Origin of the sequence: Chryseobacterium sp. PTM-20240506 (assembly GCF_048296755.1) — a bacterium.
GTDB lineage: Bacteria > Bacteroidota > Bacteroidia > Flavobacteriales > Weeksellaceae > Chryseobacterium > Chryseobacterium proteolyticum.
In genome coordinates, this window is record NZ_CP182581.1 from 2,815,197 (window position 1) to 2,833,014 (window position 17,818).

General features: G+C 36.7%; 22 protein-coding genes. 20 read left to right on the top strand and 2 right to left on the bottom strand.

Annotated elements, in window-relative coordinates:
- Window positions 1-27: 27 nt before the first annotated feature.
- The 20 genes from ACNFU2_RS12400 to ACNFU2_RS12495 all read left to right on the top strand — a co-directional run bounded on the left by ACNFU2_RS12400 (window position 28) and on the right by ACNFU2_RS12495 (window position 15,291).
- Window positions 28-942, top strand: coding sequence for a dialkylrecorsinol condensing enzyme DarA (locus ACNFU2_RS12400; RefSeq protein ID WP_172281097.1), 915 nt, complete (start codon window positions 28-30; stop codon window positions 940-942).
- 3 nt (window positions 943-945) lie between these two features.
- Window positions 946-2,085: a beta-ketoacyl-ACP synthase III gene (locus tag ACNFU2_RS12405; RefSeq protein WP_172281099.1), complete on the top strand. Its 1,140-nt coding sequence runs from the start codon at window positions 946-948 to the stop codon at window positions 2,083-2,085.
- Window positions 2,085-2,516 (top strand): hypothetical protein, encoded by a 432-nt coding sequence (locus tag ACNFU2_RS12410; protein WP_172281101.1) that lies wholly within the window; start codon window positions 2,085-2,087, stop codon window positions 2,514-2,516. The genes ACNFU2_RS12405 and ACNFU2_RS12410 overlap by 1 nt, the downstream gene beginning before the upstream one ends.
- A 5-nt stretch (window positions 2,517-2,521) precedes the next feature.
- Window positions 2,522-2,962 carry an ABC transporter permease gene (locus ACNFU2_RS12415; protein ID WP_273649892.1) on the top strand — a complete coding sequence of 147 codons (441 nt, stop codon included), beginning with the start codon at window positions 2,522-2,524 and terminating at the stop codon, window positions 2,960-2,962.
- 13 nt (window positions 2,963-2,975) lie between these two features.
- Entirely contained in the window at window positions 2,976-3,380 is a 405-nt protein-coding gene (locus tag ACNFU2_RS12420; protein ID WP_273649894.1) for a hypothetical protein, read from the top strand.
- 59 nt (window positions 3,381-3,439) lie between these two features.
- Window positions 3,440-4,435 carry a BtrH N-terminal domain-containing protein gene (locus ACNFU2_RS12425; RefSeq protein ID WP_172281107.1) on the top strand — a complete coding sequence of 332 codons (996 nt, stop codon included), beginning with the start codon at window positions 3,440-3,442 and terminating at the stop codon, window positions 4,433-4,435.
- 1 nt (window position 4,436) lies between these two features.
- The gene (locus ACNFU2_RS12430; protein ID WP_172281109.1) at window positions 4,437-5,195 is read left to right on the top strand and encodes an ABC transporter ATP-binding protein; all 759 of its coding nucleotides are present in this window, start codon (window positions 4,437-4,439) and stop codon (window positions 5,193-5,195) included.
- Window positions 5,182-6,450, top strand: a complete 1,269-nt coding sequence (locus ACNFU2_RS12435) for an ABC transporter permease (RefSeq protein ID WP_273649897.1) — start codon at window positions 5,182-5,184, stop codon at window positions 6,448-6,450. The genes ACNFU2_RS12430 and ACNFU2_RS12435 overlap by 14 nt, the downstream gene beginning before the upstream one ends.
- On the top strand, window positions 6,440-6,868 hold the full coding sequence (locus tag ACNFU2_RS12440; RefSeq protein ID WP_273649899.1) for an acyl-CoA thioesterase: 429 nt from the start codon (window positions 6,440-6,442) through the stop codon (window positions 6,866-6,868). The genes ACNFU2_RS12435 and ACNFU2_RS12440 overlap by 11 nt, the downstream gene beginning before the upstream one ends.
- On the top strand, window positions 6,865-7,998 hold the full coding sequence (locus ACNFU2_RS12445) for a beta-ketoacyl synthase N-terminal-like domain-containing protein (protein ID WP_273649901.1): 1,134 nt from the start codon (window positions 6,865-6,867) through the stop codon (window positions 7,996-7,998). Before ACNFU2_RS12440 ends, ACNFU2_RS12445 begins: the two co-directional genes overlap by 4 nt.
- A gap of 10 nt (window positions 7,999-8,008) precedes the next feature.
- Window positions 8,009-8,548 (top strand): 3-oxoacyl-ACP synthase, encoded by a 540-nt coding sequence (locus tag ACNFU2_RS12450; protein WP_273649903.1) that lies wholly within the window; start codon window positions 8,009-8,011, stop codon window positions 8,546-8,548.
- A 53-nt stretch (window positions 8,549-8,601) separates the two neighbouring features.
- Window positions 8,602-8,859 carry a phosphopantetheine-binding protein gene (locus tag ACNFU2_RS12455; protein ID WP_172281119.1) on the top strand — a complete coding sequence of 86 codons (258 nt, stop codon included), beginning with the start codon at window positions 8,602-8,604 and terminating at the stop codon, window positions 8,857-8,859.
- Between the two features lie 3 nt (window positions 8,860-8,862).
- Window positions 8,863-10,062, top strand: a complete 1,200-nt coding sequence (locus ACNFU2_RS12460; protein ID WP_273649905.1) for a beta-ketoacyl-[acyl-carrier-protein] synthase family protein — start codon at window positions 8,863-8,865, stop codon at window positions 10,060-10,062.
- A complete protein-coding gene (locus ACNFU2_RS12465) occupies window positions 10,059-11,120 on the top strand; it encodes a beta-ketoacyl synthase chain length factor (RefSeq protein ID WP_273649907.1) in 1,062 nt (353 codons plus the stop codon). The genes ACNFU2_RS12460 and ACNFU2_RS12465 overlap by 4 nt, the downstream gene beginning before the upstream one ends.
- Before the next feature lie 157 nt (window positions 11,121-11,277).
- Complete coding sequence (locus ACNFU2_RS12470) at window positions 11,278-12,030, top strand: polysaccharide deacetylase family protein (RefSeq protein WP_273649909.1); 753 nt, start codon at window positions 11,278-11,280, stop codon at window positions 12,028-12,030.
- The gene (locus ACNFU2_RS12475) at window positions 12,027-12,653 is read left to right on the top strand and encodes a LolA family protein (RefSeq protein ID WP_273649910.1); all 627 of its coding nucleotides are present in this window, start codon (window positions 12,027-12,029) and stop codon (window positions 12,651-12,653) included. Before ACNFU2_RS12470 ends, ACNFU2_RS12475 begins: the two co-directional genes overlap by 4 nt.
- A complete protein-coding gene (locus ACNFU2_RS12480; RefSeq protein WP_273649912.1) occupies window positions 12,619-13,254 on the top strand; it encodes a hypothetical protein in 636 nt (211 codons plus the stop codon). Before ACNFU2_RS12475 ends, ACNFU2_RS12480 begins: the two co-directional genes overlap by 35 nt.
- A gap of 3 nt (window positions 13,255-13,257) precedes the next feature.
- Window positions 13,258-13,629: a 3-hydroxyacyl-ACP dehydratase gene (locus tag ACNFU2_RS12485; protein ID WP_172281131.1), complete on the top strand. Its 372-nt coding sequence runs from the start codon at window positions 13,258-13,260 to the stop codon at window positions 13,627-13,629.
- Window positions 13,630-13,634: 5 nt separating this feature from the next.
- Window positions 13,635-14,120 (top strand): hypothetical protein, encoded by a 486-nt coding sequence (locus ACNFU2_RS12490; protein ID WP_273649915.1) that lies wholly within the window; start codon window positions 13,635-13,637, stop codon window positions 14,118-14,120.
- A 4-nt stretch (window positions 14,121-14,124) separates the two neighbouring features.
- Complete coding sequence (locus ACNFU2_RS12495) at window positions 14,125-15,291, top strand: DUF2062 domain-containing protein (protein WP_273649917.1); 1,167 nt, start codon at window positions 14,125-14,127, stop codon at window positions 15,289-15,291.
- 5 nt (window positions 15,292-15,296) lie between these two features.
- On the opposite strand, the gene ACNFU2_RS12500 is transcribed toward ACNFU2_RS12495, so the two are convergent.
- Together ACNFU2_RS12500 and ACNFU2_RS12505 are read right to left on the bottom strand one after the other, a co-directional pair.
- Window positions 15,297-15,662 (bottom strand): hypothetical protein, encoded by a 366-nt coding sequence (locus tag ACNFU2_RS12500; RefSeq protein ID WP_273649919.1) that lies wholly within the window; start codon window positions 15,660-15,662, stop codon window positions 15,297-15,299.
- 124 nt (window positions 15,663-15,786) lie between these two features.
- Window positions 15,787-17,799 (bottom strand): FG-GAP-like repeat-containing protein, encoded by a 2,013-nt coding sequence (locus tag ACNFU2_RS12505; protein WP_273649921.1) that lies wholly within the window; start codon window positions 17,797-17,799, stop codon window positions 15,787-15,789.
- Between the last annotated feature and the right edge of the window lie 19 nt (window positions 17,800-17,818).

Here is a 17,818-nt window from a genome sequence, read left to right on the forward strand (position 1 = left end):
ATATTTTTGTAAACAATAAAAATTTCCATGCAGAAGAACATACTTGTCTTATACTATACACAAACGGGCCAATTAGAGGATATTGTAAAGAATATTGCCCAGCCTTTTGAGGATAAAAAGGACGAATATAATGTCACCTATTATAGCATTAAGCTTAAGGAAGACTTCCCTTTTCCATGGCCAGGTGATGTTTTTTTCAATACATTCCCGGAGTCTTATTTACAAATCCCAAGAGAAATCCTTCCTCCGCCCGAAGAAGTATTGAATAAGAAATTCGATCTTATTATTTTCGGGTACCAGGTTTGGTATTTAACTCCCTCAATTCCAATTATCTCTTTCTTAAAAAGCGGTTATGCGGAAAACATTTTAAAAGACACTCCTGTTGTTACTGTTTCAGGAACCCGAAATATGTGGATGCTTTCGCAGGAAAAACTTAAGGTATATTTAAAAAACTTAAATGCAAAACTGGTCGGAAACATTGCATTGGTAGACAGACATGATAATTATACCAGTGTATTGACTATTTTGCGCTGGTTGACAACTGGAAAAAAAGAAAAATCGGGAATGCTTCCGGCAGCAGGAATTTCCGATGAAGAGATTGCCGGAGCCGGAAAATACGGTAACATCATCAAAAGGCATTTCGATAATAACCACTATGATAATCTGCAACCTGAACTAGTAAAGAACGGAGCTGTAGAAATCAGACCTTTTTTAGTAAGGGTGGAAAAAGTAGGAAACAAAATCTTTACTGTATGGTCTAACCTTATTATCAGGAAAAAAGAAAAGCGACCAATGCTTATCAAATTCTTTAAGGTATATTTGATGGCAGCGATATGGATTATTTCTCCTATTGTTTTAGTTTTTCACATATTGTTGGCACCTCTTTTGAGATCTAAAAGAATGAAAGAAAAAAAATATTTACAAGGAATAAATTTAAAATAAGAGATGAACGACGTATTTATAACCAAAGCTTCAACATACTTACCCAATGATCCGGTTTCTAATGATGAGATGGAAAGCTATCTTGGCTTGGTCAATGACACCCCCTCTAAAGCAAGAGCTTTGATCTTAAGAAATAATCAGATTAAAACAAGATATTACGCTTTAGATAAAAACAGCCAACCTACCCATACCAATGCTCAGATCACAGCAAGAGCTGTAGAAGGGTTGTTTGATGAAAATTTCACGAAAGATGATATTCAGTTATTATCTTGTGGAACTACTTCTGCAGATCAGATTCAGCCTTCTCATGCTTCGATGGTTCATGGAGAGCTGAATGTGGGAAAATCTATAGAAATCAATACCTCAACGGGACTTTGTAATTCAGGAATGAATGCCTTTAATTATGGTTTTCTTTCTGTAAAAGCCGGTGTACGTGATAATGCGGTTTGTGTAGGTTCTGAGAGATTTTCGGCCTGGATGACAGCAGATAAATTCAATCACGAAGCAGAAAACCTGAAACTACTGGAAGAAAGACCAATCATTGCTTTTAAAAGAGAATTTTTAAGATGGATGCTTTCCGATGGTGCAGGTGCTTTATTATTAGAAAACAAACCAAGGGAAAACAGCATTTCTTTAAAAGTAGAATTCATCGATTTTTATTCTTATGCACATGAAATTGAAGCTTGTATGTATTCCGGCTGTGAAAAACAAGAAGACGGAAGCTTAAAATCATGGGCAGATTATCCATCTGATGAATGGCTGAAGCAGTCTCTTTTTGCATTAAAGCAGGATACAAAGCTTCTGGATCAATATATATTAGTAAAAGGGGCAGAAAGTTTAAGAGCTTCTTTCGACAAGCACCAGCTAGACCCTGAAAAAATAGATCACGTCCTGGCACATATTTCATCCGGTTACTTTAAAAATGGGCTTAAGGAAGAATTTGCCAAAAAAGGAATGGATTTCCCATGGGAAAAATGGTATTATAACCTTTCCGAAGTAGGAAATATTGGAGCTGGCTCTATTTTCATTGCTTTAGAAGAACTGATGAATTCAGGAAAACTGAAAAAGGGAGAAAAAGTACTTCTTTGTGTTCCTGAAAGTGGAAGGTTTGCTTACTCCTGTGCATTATTAACGGTTTGCTAATGGAAATCAATCTGCCAACATCTGATAAAAGTTTTGTGGAAAGTTTAATTCCACAGAGGTTTCCTTTTGTCATGGTGAATGAATTAACTGAATACTCTGAGAATCATTTGGTCTCGGGTTTTACGATAAAAGAAGACAATATCTTCTTGCAGGATGGAATATTCCAGGCATCGGGATTGATCGAACATCAGGCTCAAAGCGTAGCTTTGCATACAGGCTATAAGTATTACCTTTTAGGTAAAGAAGCTCCAACGGGTTATATAGGAGCCATCAAATCTTTTGACGCGGAATCTTTACCCAAACTTGGAGATGAGCTAAAAACAGAAGTGGCAATCCTCAACGAAGTAATGGGAGTTACATTAGTTAACTGTATTACGAAACTGAACGGACTAACTATCGCAAGCTCTCAAATGAAAACTGTTGTAAAATAATAGTAATGAAAATTAAGGAAGACAATATCATCAATATCCATAACTTTTTACCTCATCGGGAACCGATGCTGATGGTAGATTATATTTTGGAATTAACAGAAGAAAATGTGATTACTTCCTTTCTGATAACAGCAGATAATATTTTTGTTCATAACAATGAACTTGTAGAAGCAGGGTTAATCGAAAATTCCGCACAAACATGCTCCTCTATTGTAGGCCAGAGTTTTTTTGAAGGACCCGAAATAGAAACAAAAGTGATCGGATTCATTACCAATATTAAAAAAATCGAAGTCTTTTCATTACCGAAAGTGGGTGATACGATCATTTCGAAGGCATCGCTTATTTCCAAATATGAGAATATATGCAATATCTTCTGCGAAACTTTTAATAATAATGAATTATTGATAAGAGCTGAAATCAATCTGTTTATTCAAAAACTATCATAATAAAAAACAGACTATGAAAAAGCAGGATCTTCCACAGGACGAAAGTAATCTGAAATCAGCGAACATGACCGAAGTGGTATATGTTACCGATGAAAATGACAATTATACAACAGCAAACAGTATTGGCTGGGAAGCCAAAAAGCTTGCCCTTGACGAATCCATGGCTCTTATTAATGAGAGGATAGAAGAAGCCCGGCAAAACGTTGCTGCTCAGATCGTAAGTCCGATCATTTATTTCATGGAATTAAATAAAATGGATATGGCTGTCCTTTCTGCATATGTCGGAATGTGGCAGTGGCGGATAAAAAGACATACCAAACCAAAAGTATTTAGAACACTAAGCGATACTGTGCTGAAAAAATATGCTGATGCATTCGGAATCACAGTAGAAGAATTAAAAAATTTCAATGGAAGATAATAAGATAAAGTACATAATTGATACTGATTCTATCTTCCCTGAAATAAAAAAATATAAGGATGAAATTGAATTTTGAACACCACCAAACCGCTCATTGCGAAAACGGTGTTGCCTCTAATTTATTACTCTATAAAGGTATAAAATTAAGCGAACCTATGATTTTCGGAATAGGTTCGGGGTTATTTTTTGTGTATCTGCCTTTCCTAAAAGTAAACTTTGCACCGGGCTTTAGCTATCGTCCGATGCCAGGTGCTATTTTCAGCAAAGCAGCAAAAAGATTGGGTATTAAAATTAAAAGACAAAAATTCTCAAATCCTAAAGATGCCCAGGTAGCATTAGAAAAAAACTTAGAGAACAATATCCCTACAGGACTTCAGGTCGGGGTTTTTAACCTTACGTATTTCCCGGAAGAATATAAATTTCATTTTAATGCGCATAATCTTGTCGTTTACGGAAAGGAAGACGGAAGGTTTCTGATCAGTGATCCTGTAATGGATTACGTAACCACATTATCTGAAGCTGAACTCGAAAAAGTAAGATATGCAAAGGGAGCATTACCACCAAAAGGACATATGTATTATCCCGTTTATATCCCGGAAAACATCCATTTGGAAGAAGCCATAAAAAAAGGGATTAAAGACACCTGTAAAAATATGCTTGCTCCCGTGCCTCTCATAGGAGTAAAAGCCATGAGATGGGTCGCGAAAAGTATTCCCAAATGGGCCGAGAAAAAAGGAACGAAAGTGACCAACCATTATTTGGGGCAATTAATAAGAATGCAGGAAGAAATAGGAACCGGTGGTGGCGGATTCAGATTTATTTACGGAGCTTTTTTACAAGAAGCAGCAGAAATTCTTAAGAATGATCAATTAAGGGAGTTGTCAAAAGAAATTACAGCCATAGGTGATCTATGGAGAGACTTTGCTGTGGATATTGCCCGCGTTTATAAAAACAGGAATTCAAAAAGCAATATTTATCAGGAACTTTCGAAATCAATGCTTCATATAGCAGATCTGGAAGAAGCTTTCTATAAAAAACTAAGAAAAGCAATCTGATATGGCAGAGCATATTATTGAAATTAAAAATCTTTATAAAAAATACAAGAACTCTGATGAGTTTTCTGTCAATGATATTTCTTTAAATATCGACAAAAACGAAATCTATGGAATTCTTGGGCCAAACGGTGCGGGAAAAACGACCCTCATTTCCATGCTTTCGGGACTGATCAAGCCCACTTCCGGCCAGTTTACCATTAATGGTCTTTCACCACAGAAAAACAGTTTTAAAATAAAGCAGATCATTGGAATAGTTCCTCAGGAATATGCTCTTTATCCTACCCTTACTGCAAAAGAGAATTTGTTATTCTTTGGAAGCTTATATGGGCTCAAGCATAAAGCACTTCATAAAAGCATTGATGAATCCCTCGAAATTATGGGATTATCAAAATTTGCCAATAAAAAGGTAGAACAATTTTCAGGAGGTATGAAACGTCGTTGTAATCTTATTGCAGGAACACTTCACAATCCTAAAGTCCTTTTCCTGGATGAGCCTACCGTAGGAGTAGATGTACAATCCAAAAAAGTGATCATTGATTTCCTTCAGGAACTCAATAAAAACGGAACCTGTATTATTTATACCTCCCACCATCTTTCAGAAGCCGAGGAATTTTGTACAAAAATTGCCATTATCGACAGAGGGAAGATCCATGCTACAGGGACCCCGGAGGAGCTTGTTGCACAGATAGCTTCCGCCGAAAATCTGGAAGACGTTTTCATTTCATTAACCGGAAAAGAACTAAGAGATGTTGTTGTATAAATTGTGGAGAAGTTTTATTAAAGAAATCCTTTTATTAAAAAGGGATATCGGAGGGATCGTTATTATTTTTGTGATGCCTTTGCTGCTTATCGTTACTATCACATTGATTCAGGATTCGACTTTTAAAAATCTGGAAGGATCCAAAATACCAATCATTTTTATCGATAAAGACAAGTCTGACGTTTCTCAAAATATAAAAAAGGAACTGGAAAACAGCAAGACATTTCAGCTTCTGACCCATTACAACGAAAAGTCCGCCCGGGACGCCGTTTTTTCGGGCGAATATCAGATGGCCATTGTCATTCCTGAAGACTTAACCAAAAACCTGAATTCAAATATAGAATCCAAAGTTCAGACGATCGTAAGTTCTTTCGGACTGGAAACTGACTCCGCAGCTGTAAAAAAAACAGCTCCAAAGACAAAAGATATTCATTTATATTTTGATCCTGCAACCAATGCAGGCTTCAAAAACTCCGTGATGAATTCTGTGAATAAAATGATCTTTGAGATTGAAAATAAAAAAATTTACAAAGCTTTCCAGAATCAGCTCGGAACAACAGAAAACCTGGAGGAAAACAAGAATCTCATCAGCTTTAAAGAGATCACTCCATCGAAAGGCAATGTGGAGATAATCCCGAATTCTGTTCAGCATAACGTTCCTGCATGGACATTATTTGCTATCTTTTTCATTGTAGTCCCTCTTTCCATCAATCTGGTTAAAGAAAAAAGCCAGGGCACCAGTGTTAGAGCCAGAGTGAGTCCAACACCTTATTATATTCATATTCTCGGTAAAACATGTACTTATCTGATCATTTGTATGATTCAGTTTTTACTGATGGTTGCTGTAGGTATATACCTTTTCCCATACATGAATCTTCCGGCTTTCGATGTGTCGGGAAAAATGTTCCACCTTATTGTGGTTACTTTATTTGCCGGGCTTGCCGCTATTGGGTTTGGGGTTTTATTGGGAACCATTGCAGATACTCAGGAACAGTCTGCGCCTTTTGGCGCAACATCTGTTGTTGTATTGGCTGCTATTGGTGGAATCTGGGTTCCCGTGTTCCTGATGCCTGAATTTATGCAGCATATGGCCAAGTTCTCACCCATGAACTGGGGACTTAATGCATATTACGATATTATTTTAAGAAACAGTGGAATCACCGATATAGCGAAAGAGCTTATTTTATTATTTTTATTTTATATCGCTATGGTCACAATTTCTATTTTTTACGAAAGGAAAAAAAATGCAGTCTAAAGAAAAAAATATTACCTTTTCTGAACAAGTCAGAGTAAGATTCAATGAAACAGATCCTTTGGGAATTGTCTGGCATGGTCATTATATTGTCTATTTTGAAGACGGAAGGGAAGCTTTTGGAAGGGAGCACGGACTTTCGTATCTCGACATCCAGAATGCCGGTTACCTTACTCCTATTGTAAAAAGCACCTGCGAGCATTTTCTTCCCTTAAAATACGGAGAAATCTTCAGGATAGAAACTACTTTTGTGAATTCGGTTGCGGCAAAACTGATCTTTACTTATGAAATATTCAATCAGGATAATAAACTGGTTTGCAAAGGCGAGACCATTCAGGTATTTTTAGATAATGACGGAAATTTATGCCTCTATAATCCCGACTTCTTTCAGAAATGGAAAGATAAAATGAAATTGTCATGATGAAGGAGATCTACATAACTGATTATAACTGCGTCACTCCGCTGGGTATGAACCTCAATGACAATTGGCATGCTCTGTTGCAAAACCAGTCCGGAGTTGCCCAGCATCCAATTTTAGAGAACCAGGAAGCAGTATATGCTTCAATGGTGGATACGGAAAAATTAAATGCGGAATTCAACAGTCATTTTCCCGACCAGAATTTCACCCGATTGGAAAAAATGTTCCTGTTGTGCTTAAAACCTTTAATAGAAAGGCACGACATTACTACAGAAACAGCTTTTATATTATCTACCACAAAGGGAAATGTGAGCTTACTAAAGAATCAATCTTCTTTACCAGAGGGGGCATTTCTTTCTGTCTTGGCACAAAAGATCGCTGATTTTTTTGGATTTAAATCAAAGCCCATTGTTGTTTCTAACGCCTGTGTTTCAGGAGTGATGGCTATTGGCGTAGCTAAAAACCTGATTCAATCGGGAAATTATAAAGATGCTTTTGTCATTGCAGGTGATGAAATCACGGAGTTTGTTATCTCCGGTTTTAACTCTTTTCAGGCTCTGGCAAAAGAACCTTGCCAGCCTTATGACAAAAATCGAAACGGGATCAATATCGGAGAGGCTGCGGCAGCGGTATATATAACTTCCTGGGCAATTTCTCCTGATCAGTTTAGGTTTAAAATTCTCGGAGATTCTGCTATTAATGACGCTAACCATATTTCAGGTCCTTCAAGAACAGGAGACGGACTGTATAAAAGTATCAGGAATGCCATGACAGAGGCTAAAGTAGCTGCCACTGATATTGATTTTATCTCTGCACACGGAACAGCAACCCTGTATAATGATGAAATGGAAGCTGTTGCTTTTAACAGAATGGAGCTTCAACATGTCCCTTTGAATAGTATGAAGGGGTTTTACGGACATTGTCTTGGTGCATCGGGATTATTAGAAAGTATCATTTCAATGGAAAGCGCTTTACACAATACCCTTCTTCCCTCCAAAAACTTTAAAGAGATGGGTGTCTCCCAACCTCTGCATATTATAAAAGAACAGCAACACTCAGAAATTAAATATATTTTAAAAACCGCTTCAGGTTTTGGAGGATGTAATGCTGCAATTGTTTTAGAAAAATGTTAAACCGGATAAGATGAAGAAAACAGCTGTTTGCACTATAGAAAACTCTACAATTACCATGAACGGGAATATGGTCTTCTCAAATAAGGAAACAACATTTCAGGAGTTTGCTAAAGAAGCCTACAAGAACCTTGATCTTAATTATCCTAAGTTCCATAAAATGGATCCGCTAAGCAAACTTGCTTTTTTAGCCGCAGAAATGCTTCTGAAAGATCAGGATAACAGCAAAACCGCTTTGGTTTTTGCCAATAAATCATCAAGCCTGGATACGGACTTTAAATATCAGGAAAGCATCAATTCCAACGAGAATTATTTTCCCAGCCCTGCGGTCTTTGTGTATACATTGCCTAACATTTGTGTAGGAGAAATAAGCATCCGACATAAAATGCAGACTGAAAATGCTTTTTTCATTTTAGACGAATTTGATGAAAATTTTTTAAACAATTATGCCCAGCAATTACTGAAGTCGGGAAAAGCAGAAAATGTATTGTGTGGCTGGGTGGAACTATATCAGGAAAGTTATAAAGCTTTTGTATATTTGCTCGCATTATAAAATATCATTGGTAATCTGGCACATTGTTATAGGGTTACCTTAAAATAATAATTATGGAAGATTTAAAATTAGAATTAAAACACAAAATTATAGAAGTTCTTAACCTTGAAGATGTAGCTGTTGAGGAAATCAAAGACACAGACCCGTTATTTGGTGGTGGTTTAGGATTAGACTCTATTGATGCGTTAGAACTGATTGTTCTTCTGGATAAGGATTATGGAATAAAATTAGCTGATCCAAAGAAAGGAAAAGAAATTTTTCAATCTATCGATACGATGGCAAAATTCATCGAAGAAAACAGAACAAAATAATTAATGGGTCATAAAATTGCCATAACAGGAATGGGCATCATTTCTTCCGTTGGCAACAACGTGGAAGAAAATTTTATTTCGCTGACAACAGGCCGGCATGGCATTTCGGACATCCAAATGTTTGAAACCCGCCATGCAGGATATATTAAAACAGGTGAAATAAAACAGTCTAATGAAGAACTTGTACAACACCTTCAGCTGAATGAAGACAACAATGTTACAAGAACCTCTTTATTGGGAATGATTGCTGCAAAAGAAGCTGTAGAAAATGCAGGAATTTCCGATATCAATGCCTTCAGAACAGGCCTGATTTCCTCGACTAGTGTCGGAGGAATGGATATTACTGAAAAGTATTTCTACAACTATGAAGACTTTCCTGAAAAGCAAAAATATATTGATGCTCATGATGCAGGAAACTCCTCTTTAGCCATTGCAGATTATCTGGGCTTAAAAGGAATGGTATCAACAATAAGTACCGCATGCTCATCGGCAGCGAATGCGATCATGATGGGAGCTAAGCTTATTAAAAATGGGGTGCTGGATCGTGTGATCGTAGGCGGAACAGATTCTTTATCCAAATTTACACTCAATGGGTTTAATACCCTAATGATTCTTACTGATTCTTATAATACTCCTTTCGACCAGAACAGAAAAGGATTGAATCTAGGTGAAGCAGCAGCTTTTCTGGTGCTGGAGTCTGATGAAGTTGTAAAAAAAGAGAATAAAAAGGTTCTTGCCTATCTTTCAGGTTATGGAAATGCAAATGATGCCCATCATCAAACCGCGTCGTCTGAAAACGGACAAGGTGCCTATCTTGCGATGCAGCAGGCATTAAAGGTTTCCGGAATCAACAAAGAGGAAATTAACTACATCAATGTTCATGGAACAGCCACTCCCAATAATGACCTGTCGGAAGGAATTGCAATGATCCGTATTTTCGGAGAAGGAAATGTTCCCGAATTCAGCTCCACCAAAGCTTTTACAGGACATACATTAGCCGCTGCGGCAGGAATAGAAGCAGTTTATTCCATTTTAGCCATTCAGCACGGCATTATATTTCCGAATTTGAATTTTAAAACTCCTATGGAAGAATTCAACCTGGTTCCGGTTACTGAACTTAGGAAAAAAAATATCAACCATGTCTTATCCAACTCATTCGGATTCGGAGGAAATTGTTCAACACTAATTTTCTCTAAGCCATGAGTTCAGTGTATATCAATGGAGCTTCATGTATTTCGGTACAGGATACATTAGCTGAAGATTTTTTTGGTCAGTTCAAACCTGAAAACTCTATACCAATTGTAAAGGCAATAGAACCGGCATATAAAGAATTCATTCCCGCAGCAATGATCAGGAGGATGTCTAAAACGGTAAAAATGAGCTCGGTCGCATCTCACTATGCCTTGAAAGAAGCTGGAATAGAAAAACCGGATGCCATTATTGTAGGAACCGGAATGGGCTGTTCTCAGGATTCTGAAAAATTCTTAAAAAATGTAATCGACAATCAGGAGGAGTTTTTAACTCCAACCTATTTTATTCAGTCGACGCACAATACCGTAGCCGGCCAGATTGCTTTGGCTCTACAATGCCACGCTTATAATTTTACTTATGTCAATACTTCTTCAGCTCTAGAGTTTTCCCTACTAGATGCCAAACTTCAGCTTACCGATGATGAGGCTGAAAATATACTTGTTGGCTGTACGGATGAACAGACCGAAAGAACAATGGAACTTTACCAACTCCGCCACATCATTAAAAAAACCGAACATTTTCCTGTTGATTTTTTAACATCAACAACAAAAGGTGTACTATGGGGTGAAGGTTCAAGCTTTTTTGTCATTGGAAAAAATAAGGCGGAAAATTCTTATGCCCAGATCAGGGACATTCAAATAACCAATAAACTTGAACAGCAGGAAACCGAAAGATTTATTGAAGCTTTTCTCGTGAAGAATAATCTTTCTCTTACCGATATTGATGCCGTAATTTTAGGATTCAGTGGCGATCAGGAATCGGATACGTATTATAAAACAGCAATGAACCTGTTTCCTGAATCAGCATTGCTATATTATAAACATTTAAGCGGAGAATACAATACGGCAAGTGGTTTTTCAACATTTATGGCATGTCATATTCTGAAAAATCAACAAATCCCGGAGATCATGATGATCAATTCTATAAAAAAGAATGCGATTAAAAATGTGCTTTTGTATAATCATCTTTTAGGAAATGATCATAGTTTGGTATTGTTAGAAAAGGTATGATAGGATAAAAGGACGGAATTTTTAATCTTTACATTTCAAAATCGTTAAATTGTAAGCGGGTAACATCTGGTATGTTCTCAATTTTTTAGATTTTTCGTTCTGCTGTGTCAAACCCCGGATGAAAAATTTTAGATTGGAAATTCAAAAAAACAATACAATGAAGCATTATTCAATGATCCTGTTTTATATATTCTGTAATGTATTTATTTATGCATTTCACGGGAGCTTTTGGGTATATGTATTCTGCTTTTTGCTTTTTTCGGCATTTGTGGTTTGGGGTTCCTTTGATATTAAGCTGGGCTATTTTGTGAATAGCATTACCCATAAAAAAACAAAAGTTAAAGAGGTTGCCCTTACTTTTGATGACGGACCGACTGAGTTTACACCTCAATTTTTAGATCTGCTTCAGGAACATCACATCAAAGCAACATTTTTTTGTATTGGAAAACAAATTGAGAAATATCCTGATACGTTCAAAAGGATTATTGCCGAAGGTCATAACATTGGAAACCATACGTATACCCATTCTAACTCAACGGGTTTTCTACCGACAGCAAAAATGACTGATGAAATAACAAAATGTGATGAAATAATTGCCTCTGTGGGAAACACCACAACCGTATTATACAGGCCTCCATTTGGAGTGACCAATCCTTCCATAGCTAAAGCAATTAAAAGAAGCGGAAAAATAAGTATCGGCTGGAATGTACGATCGCTGGACACCGTTATAGAAGATGAAAGGAAAATCTACAAAAGGATTACATCTAAAATAAAACCCGGCAGCATTGTGCTTCTCCATGACACTTCAGAAAAGACCTATCGTGTTTTGGTAGATTTATTGCTATTTTTGAAGAATAAAAAGTATTCTGCTTTTACTATTGATTCAATTATAAAATCAAATAAAAAATGATTAAAAATATTGCTTTCGGAGCATTTTTATTGGTTTCAGGTTTCTTTTTTGCTCAAAACACAGCAATGACAGGAAACGAGGCAAAGGCGTTTGTAATGAAGGTATCATCTGAAACACAACAAATCAAAACGTTGCAGAGCGACTTTACCCAAACCAAAAAAATGGATTTCCTGGATAAGAACATTGTCACCTATGGTAAGATGTCTCTTAAATCGCCCAATATGCTAAGCTGGAAATACACCAAGCCTTATCAATACAGCATTGTTTTTAAGGAAAATAAAATCTTTATCAATGATCAGGGGAAGAAATCCTCTGTTGATGCAAAAAGTAAAACATTTGAAAAAATTAACAAACTTATTGTAGGAAGCTCCAATGGAAAAATGTTTAGTGATCCCGAATTCATCGTCACCTACTTCAAAAGCTCTGCTTACAATATTGCAAAATTTACTCCTAAATCTGCTCAGCTCCTGAAGTACATCAAACAGATCGAGTTATATTTTCCTAAAAATGAATCCACCGTTGCCCAGGTCAATATGCTGGAAGCATCGGGAGATACGACGAATATAGTTTTCAAAAACACAAAGATCAATGCCCCGATTTCTGCATCAGAGTTTTCTTTATAGTACTCTTCTACTGTTTTTCTTATCCTGTAAGACCTATCAGCTTAATGATGTAAAACCTGCACCAGGAACTGAGAAATCTGTTGAGAACTTATATTTTTCTTCAAAAGAAGATTATGTGTATAAATGCCAGATCGATATTTATAAAAATCACGTGAGTGGAATTCTTATCATAAAAAGGATCAACGAAACGACACATCGCGTGGCATTGACATCAGATTTTGGGAATAAGCTTATTGATTTTGAAATTTCAGATCAAGATTTCAAAATCAATTATATCATTCCTGATCTCGATAAGAAAATCGTAAAAAACTTCCTGAAGAATGATTTTCAACATCTTCTGAAGCAGACCTATCCGGTACAGGAAAGTTTTGAAAATGATCAGTCAAAGATTTTTGTCTCTCAGGAAGACCACAACAAGTATTATCTGTTTTTTGATAAAAAGGACGGCTTGCTTCATCAGATCATGTATACAAGGAATAATAAAGCAAAAATCGATTTTAGTTTTGAAGCAAAAAAACATATATTCGCGGATAGTATCAATCTTCAACATAAAGATTTCAAGATCAATATAAAGTTAGTTCAAATAACAGAAACCGAGTAACAGATGCAAACCATTCTTACAGACTTTTATACTCTAAAATCGTACGACAAAGCGGAAAACGGAAGCTTCGTTGCCCATATCAGATTAAACAGTGATCACGAAATTTTTAAGGGACACTTCCCGGGAAATCCGGTTACGCCCGGAGTGTGCATGATGCAAATTGTAAAAGAACTTACAGAAGAGATCACCGGTTCAAAGTTGTTCTTAAAAACAGCTTCCAATGTGAAGTTTATGGCCATCATTAATCCTTTTGAAACACCCGACCTTACTGTACAGCTCGATATTAATGAAGGAGAAGATGAGATTAAAGTAAAGAACACGACTTTATTTGGCGAGACTATTGCATTAAAGATGTCTGTACATTATAAAAGATAGAAATTATGAAATTCATCTTATCGCTGGTAGCCGTATTTACATTTTTCTTTCAGTCCTCTGATCTGGAGTCATTGAGAAACAGCTATGCGAAAGCCAATCAATCGAACGCCAATACTCAGTCCTTTATCAATATCGCGGAAAAACAGTCTTCAACTGATCCCGTTATTTCCGGTTATAAAGCAGCTGCACAAATTATGGAAGCCAAGGTAACCACTGAAAAAGGAAAGAGAAAATCTTTTGTAAAAACAGGAGCAACAAGTCTTGAAAGTATTATTAAAAATAATCCTAACAATATTGAATTGAGAGTGATCCGCCTGAGCGTTCAGGAAAATATTCCTAAAATTGTAGGATACCATTCCAGTTTAAAAGATGATAAATTATTCATTCTGAACAATTACAGCAAGCAGAATCAGGCTTTAAAAAGCTATATTCAGAGATTTGCAGCGCAGTCTAAAACTTTTACTCCAGCAGACAAAGCTTCATTAAAATAAAACAATGACCCTTCCTGAAGTACAAAATACAATTTCCGAAAAGAAAATCTGTATTTTAATTCCCACCTACAACAATGAAAGAACACTGGCAAGAGTTATTGATGGTGTTTTAGAATATACTTCAAACATTATTGTGGTCAATGACGGATCCACGGATTCCACAGCTCAGATACTGAACGGCTATCCGCAAATTACAGTCATTACACTTCAGGAAAATAAAGGTAAAGGAAACGGCTTAAGAACAGGTTTCAGAAAAGCAAAAGAATCAGGATTTCATTATGCTATAACAATAGATTCTGATGGCCAGCATTACCCGGATGACATACCGGTTTTTACAGAAGCCCTTATCAAAGAAAAAGAAGATGTTTTGCTCATCGGTAACCGAAATATGTCTCAAGACGGAATTCCTAAGAAAAGCAGCTTTGGAAACAGGTTTTCTAATTTCTGGTTTTGGTTTGAAACTGGTATTAAATTAGAAGATACCCAATCTGGCTACCGTCTGTATCCATTACTAAAGATCCCCAAGAAATATTTTACCCCAAAATTTGAGTTTGAGATTGAAGTTATTGTAAGATCTGCATGGCGGCATATTCCTGTAAAGAATGTTCCTGTTAAGGTTCTATATGACCCTGCAGAAAGGGTTTCTCATTTCAGGCCATTTAAAGATTTTACCCGGATAAGTATCCTGAATACCATTCTTGTTACGATTACCCTTTTCTACATTATTCCAAGAAATTTTATTAATAATTTCCGTAAGAAAAGTCTCAAAAAGTTCATTAAAGAGGATGTGCTTGAAAGTGATGGCAGTAACAGAACGAAAGCTTTTTCCGTTGCATTAGGTGTATTTATCGGACTGTCACCTTTTTGGGGATTTCAGACACTGCTTGTTATTTCCTTATCAGTATTATTTAAATTAAATAAGGTGCTGGCTTTTGTCGCATCCAATATAAGCTTACCTCCCTTTATTCCTTTTATCATTGCAATCTCTTTATTTATCGGTGCTCCTTTCGTACATGGTGAAAGCAATGTTTTTAACCAGGAATTAAATTTCGATCTGGTAAAGAATAACCTCCTTCAATATGTTATCGGCAGTATGATCCTTGCAAGTATAACATCTGCTATTTCAGGTGCTGCAGTCTATCTTTTTCTTAATAAAGTAAATCCTGAATAATTAATTTATTTAAATACAACCCCTGAAAATAACAATAGGGTTAATATAACAGTGATAAATATCGAAACGATAACCAACACCATTTGAGCTGTTGCATAGGTCCTGGCTTTCTCGTCCTCTTTTATTTCAAAGGAAAAATTAATTTTATGAGGACTTTTGATAATCCACCAGATAAACAACAACAGGATCAGGTTAAGAATGATGGGAAAAAATAAAAACATTTTGCTGCCAAATCCATCTGTATTTTTCCCATATCCGTGGATAGGGATAATCTCGGGAATGGAATCATATACACTTATTAAATAACAAGTGTAGCACACAATAATAATAAAAGGAATACTAAATAAGATTTTAATCTTCTTCGAAATCATTGAATCGTTTTTACTTATACTCAGAATAATGTAATATTATTTTGAGCCTGCAATATAGTATTTTAAATAAAAAACTGCATAGCCTTTCGACTTTGCAGTTTGAAGTTATTAATTGATTGTAGTACTATTTTTTAGTTACTTTCTGCGAATATAATTTGCCATTCTTATCTAATAACACAAGAATATAAGTACCTGTGTTCAGCTGTTTAATCGATATTGTATTTCTTTCAACTTTTGTCTGCAAAGCTATTCTACCGCTTGCATCAAATAATCTGGCCTCCACCGGAACGAAATCGGCGTTGGATTTGAAATTTAAAAGGTCCGCACTCGGATTAGGATAAACTGTCAGCAGTTCTTGTGTATTTTGCACTTCCTTCACATCAAGATGTGTTCCTTCCACAACATGCAATGTTGTATCCGGGGTAACATTACTAATAACATCTACCAATCCGGAAGGCCATTTTACGACCACTTTTCCGATCGTTGTTGCTTGCCCGATTCCAAAATGAACATTAAGAGTATTCATATTCATAAAACCTACCCCACTTTGCACATCCCGAATCTGTTTACCCCATTCTCCGTAAATCTCAACTCTTGCCCCGATTCCATTTCTGTTACTCTGGGTTCCCCTCAATGTCACTTTTAACCAGTGATTAGAATTTCCGTCATTAATCATGATCGTTTGTCCACTTTGAATGTCCAGGAAACCATCGTTATTCAGATCACCTATTGGACGCTTGTTAAAGTCAAGACTATAAGGATTAAGGTTAGGAGTGAATTGGAAGTTTCCATTGCCAAACATAATTGTATTTCCAGCTCCCAATACATCTAGAAATCCGTCATTATCAAAATCATAGGCCACATATTCCCTGCTTAGATTGCTTATAATATCATATCCGGAGCCTACAGATACATCAGTAAAGGTACCGTTACCATTATTTTTCATGACTCTGCTCAACCCGTTTGAGGTAGAGTTTATCCCTATGATAGCATCCATCCAGCCATCGTTATTAAAATCCCCCCATGCAGAGGACCATGTCTGTGTAGGATTCGCCATATTAGCCGCCACTGCCACATTCGTAAACGTTCCATCACCATTATTCCGGTGCAGCTCATCTACGTTTCCTCCTGGCCCTGAACCTCCACCACTGCATTTTGCAATATAAAGATCCATATCTCCGTCATTATCATAATCAATCCAGATAGAACCATAATTACCTCCTGAAGGAAAATCTCCCAATCCTCCCTGGTTATGGTTCATATTAGTACCATCATTCAAATAGAACCGGTTCGGCGCATTATCATCACATACAAAAGCATCAAGCTTTCCATCTTTATTAATATCTATAAAATTGGTACGCTGTGTCAGGAATGTTTGGGGTTTTCTGTCAGAAGTGTACCCTGTTCCATCTGCATTGGCCTTTAAAAAACAAATGCCATTTCCCGAACCATATATCAGATCATTAAATCCGTTATTGTCATAGTCTCCAGCTGCTATGCTCCAGCTAGGGGTAACTGTGGTGTTGGGAACGTTATAGGTAACCGGATTAAAAGTTCCTCCCGGCTGCTGGTAGGAGATTGCAATCTGCGTGTTACTCAAAACCGATACAATATCATCCAGATAATCCCCGTTCATATCTACTACACAATTATTATAAGTACCATAAACATTACCGGACTGCGGGGTAAAAGACACCCTGTTGACAAGCGGAGCCGTTTCAGATACCGTGAAATTGAATCCTGAACTGGACCACTTATTATCAAAAACAATATAATATGTTGTGCCGGCCTGTGCTGTAAATGTTACCTGAGAAGCGTTTCCTAAAAAATCATCATTCGCCGTTACACAGGTCAATGCTCCGCAGGTGCCTTTAAATATAATCTCCCGGGTATCAACATTTTGTCCTGTAATGACTGTTGAGACGGTAACACTCCTATCCTGGGTCGCGGTATATTTGTACCATAACCCGGCCGTACCAGGCAGTCCGATATTACATGCCGTAGTAGCTGCAGTTCCGGTAATTACAGGTGCTGTATTTGTTCCCAGCACCACATTCAATGCAGAAGCACACGTTAATTGTGCAATTCCCCAGGTTATATTGAATAACAAAATAAAAAGGGATAAATTTTTTCTCATGTTTTCTTCAGGTTGTTTA

What these genes read in the sequence shown, in the direction of transcription:
- ACNFU2_RS12400 (WP_172281097.1), top strand. Translation starts at nt 28, where the DNA reads ATGCAGAAGAACATACTTGTCTTATACTATACACAAACGGGCCAATTA.
- ACNFU2_RS12405 (WP_172281099.1), top strand. Translation starts at nt 946, where the DNA reads ATGAACGACGTATTTATAACCAAAGCTTCAACATACTTACCCAATGAT.
- ACNFU2_RS12410 (WP_172281101.1), top strand. Translation starts at nt 2,085, where the DNA reads ATGGAAATCAATCTGCCAACATCTGATAAAAGTTTTGTGGAAAGTTTA.
- ACNFU2_RS12415 (WP_273649892.1), top strand. Translation starts at nt 2,522, where the DNA reads ATGAAAATTAAGGAAGACAATATCATCAATATCCATAACTTTTTACCT.
- ACNFU2_RS12420 (WP_273649894.1), top strand. Translation starts at nt 2,976, where the DNA reads ATGAAAAAGCAGGATCTTCCACAGGACGAAAGTAATCTGAAATCAGCG.
- ACNFU2_RS12425 (WP_172281107.1), top strand. Translation starts at nt 3,440, where the DNA reads ATGAAATTGAATTTTGAACACCACCAAACCGCTCATTGCGAAAACGGT.
- ACNFU2_RS12430 (WP_172281109.1), top strand. Translation starts at nt 4,437, where the DNA reads ATGGCAGAGCATATTATTGAAATTAAAAATCTTTATAAAAAATACAAG.
- ACNFU2_RS12435 (WP_273649897.1), top strand. Translation starts at nt 5,182, where the DNA reads ATGTTGTTGTATAAATTGTGGAGAAGTTTTATTAAAGAAATCCTTTTA.
- ACNFU2_RS12440 (WP_273649899.1), top strand. Translation starts at nt 6,440, where the DNA reads ATGCAGTCTAAAGAAAAAAATATTACCTTTTCTGAACAAGTCAGAGTA.
- ACNFU2_RS12445 (WP_273649901.1), top strand. Translation starts at nt 6,865, where the DNA reads ATGATGAAGGAGATCTACATAACTGATTATAACTGCGTCACTCCGCTG.
- ACNFU2_RS12450 (WP_273649903.1), top strand. Translation starts at nt 8,009, where the DNA reads ATGAAGAAAACAGCTGTTTGCACTATAGAAAACTCTACAATTACCATG.
- ACNFU2_RS12455 (WP_172281119.1), top strand. Translation starts at nt 8,602, where the DNA reads ATGGAAGATTTAAAATTAGAATTAAAACACAAAATTATAGAAGTTCTT.
- ACNFU2_RS12460 (WP_273649905.1), top strand. Translation starts at nt 8,863, where the DNA reads ATGGGTCATAAAATTGCCATAACAGGAATGGGCATCATTTCTTCCGTT.
- ACNFU2_RS12465 (WP_273649907.1), top strand. Translation starts at nt 10,059, where the DNA reads ATGAGTTCAGTGTATATCAATGGAGCTTCATGTATTTCGGTACAGGAT.
- ACNFU2_RS12470 (WP_273649909.1), top strand. Translation starts at nt 11,278, where the DNA reads ATGAAGCATTATTCAATGATCCTGTTTTATATATTCTGTAATGTATTT.
- ACNFU2_RS12475 (WP_273649910.1), top strand. Translation starts at nt 12,027, where the DNA reads ATGATTAAAAATATTGCTTTCGGAGCATTTTTATTGGTTTCAGGTTTC.
- ACNFU2_RS12480 (WP_273649912.1), top strand. Translation starts at nt 12,619, where the DNA reads ATGCCCCGATTTCTGCATCAGAGTTTTCTTTATAGTACTCTTCTACTG.
- ACNFU2_RS12485 (WP_172281131.1), top strand. Translation starts at nt 13,258, where the DNA reads ATGCAAACCATTCTTACAGACTTTTATACTCTAAAATCGTACGACAAA.
- ACNFU2_RS12490 (WP_273649915.1), top strand. Translation starts at nt 13,635, where the DNA reads ATGAAATTCATCTTATCGCTGGTAGCCGTATTTACATTTTTCTTTCAG.
- ACNFU2_RS12495 (WP_273649917.1), top strand. Translation starts at nt 14,125, where the DNA reads ATGACCCTTCCTGAAGTACAAAATACAATTTCCGAAAAGAAAATCTGT.
- ACNFU2_RS12500 (WP_273649919.1), bottom strand. Translation starts at nt 15,662, where the DNA reads ATGATTTCGAAGAAGATTAAAATCTTATTTAGTATTCCTTTTATTATT.
- ACNFU2_RS12505 (WP_273649921.1), bottom strand. Translation starts at nt 17,799, where the DNA reads ATGAGAAAAAATTTATCCCTTTTTATTTTGTTATTCAATATAACCTGG.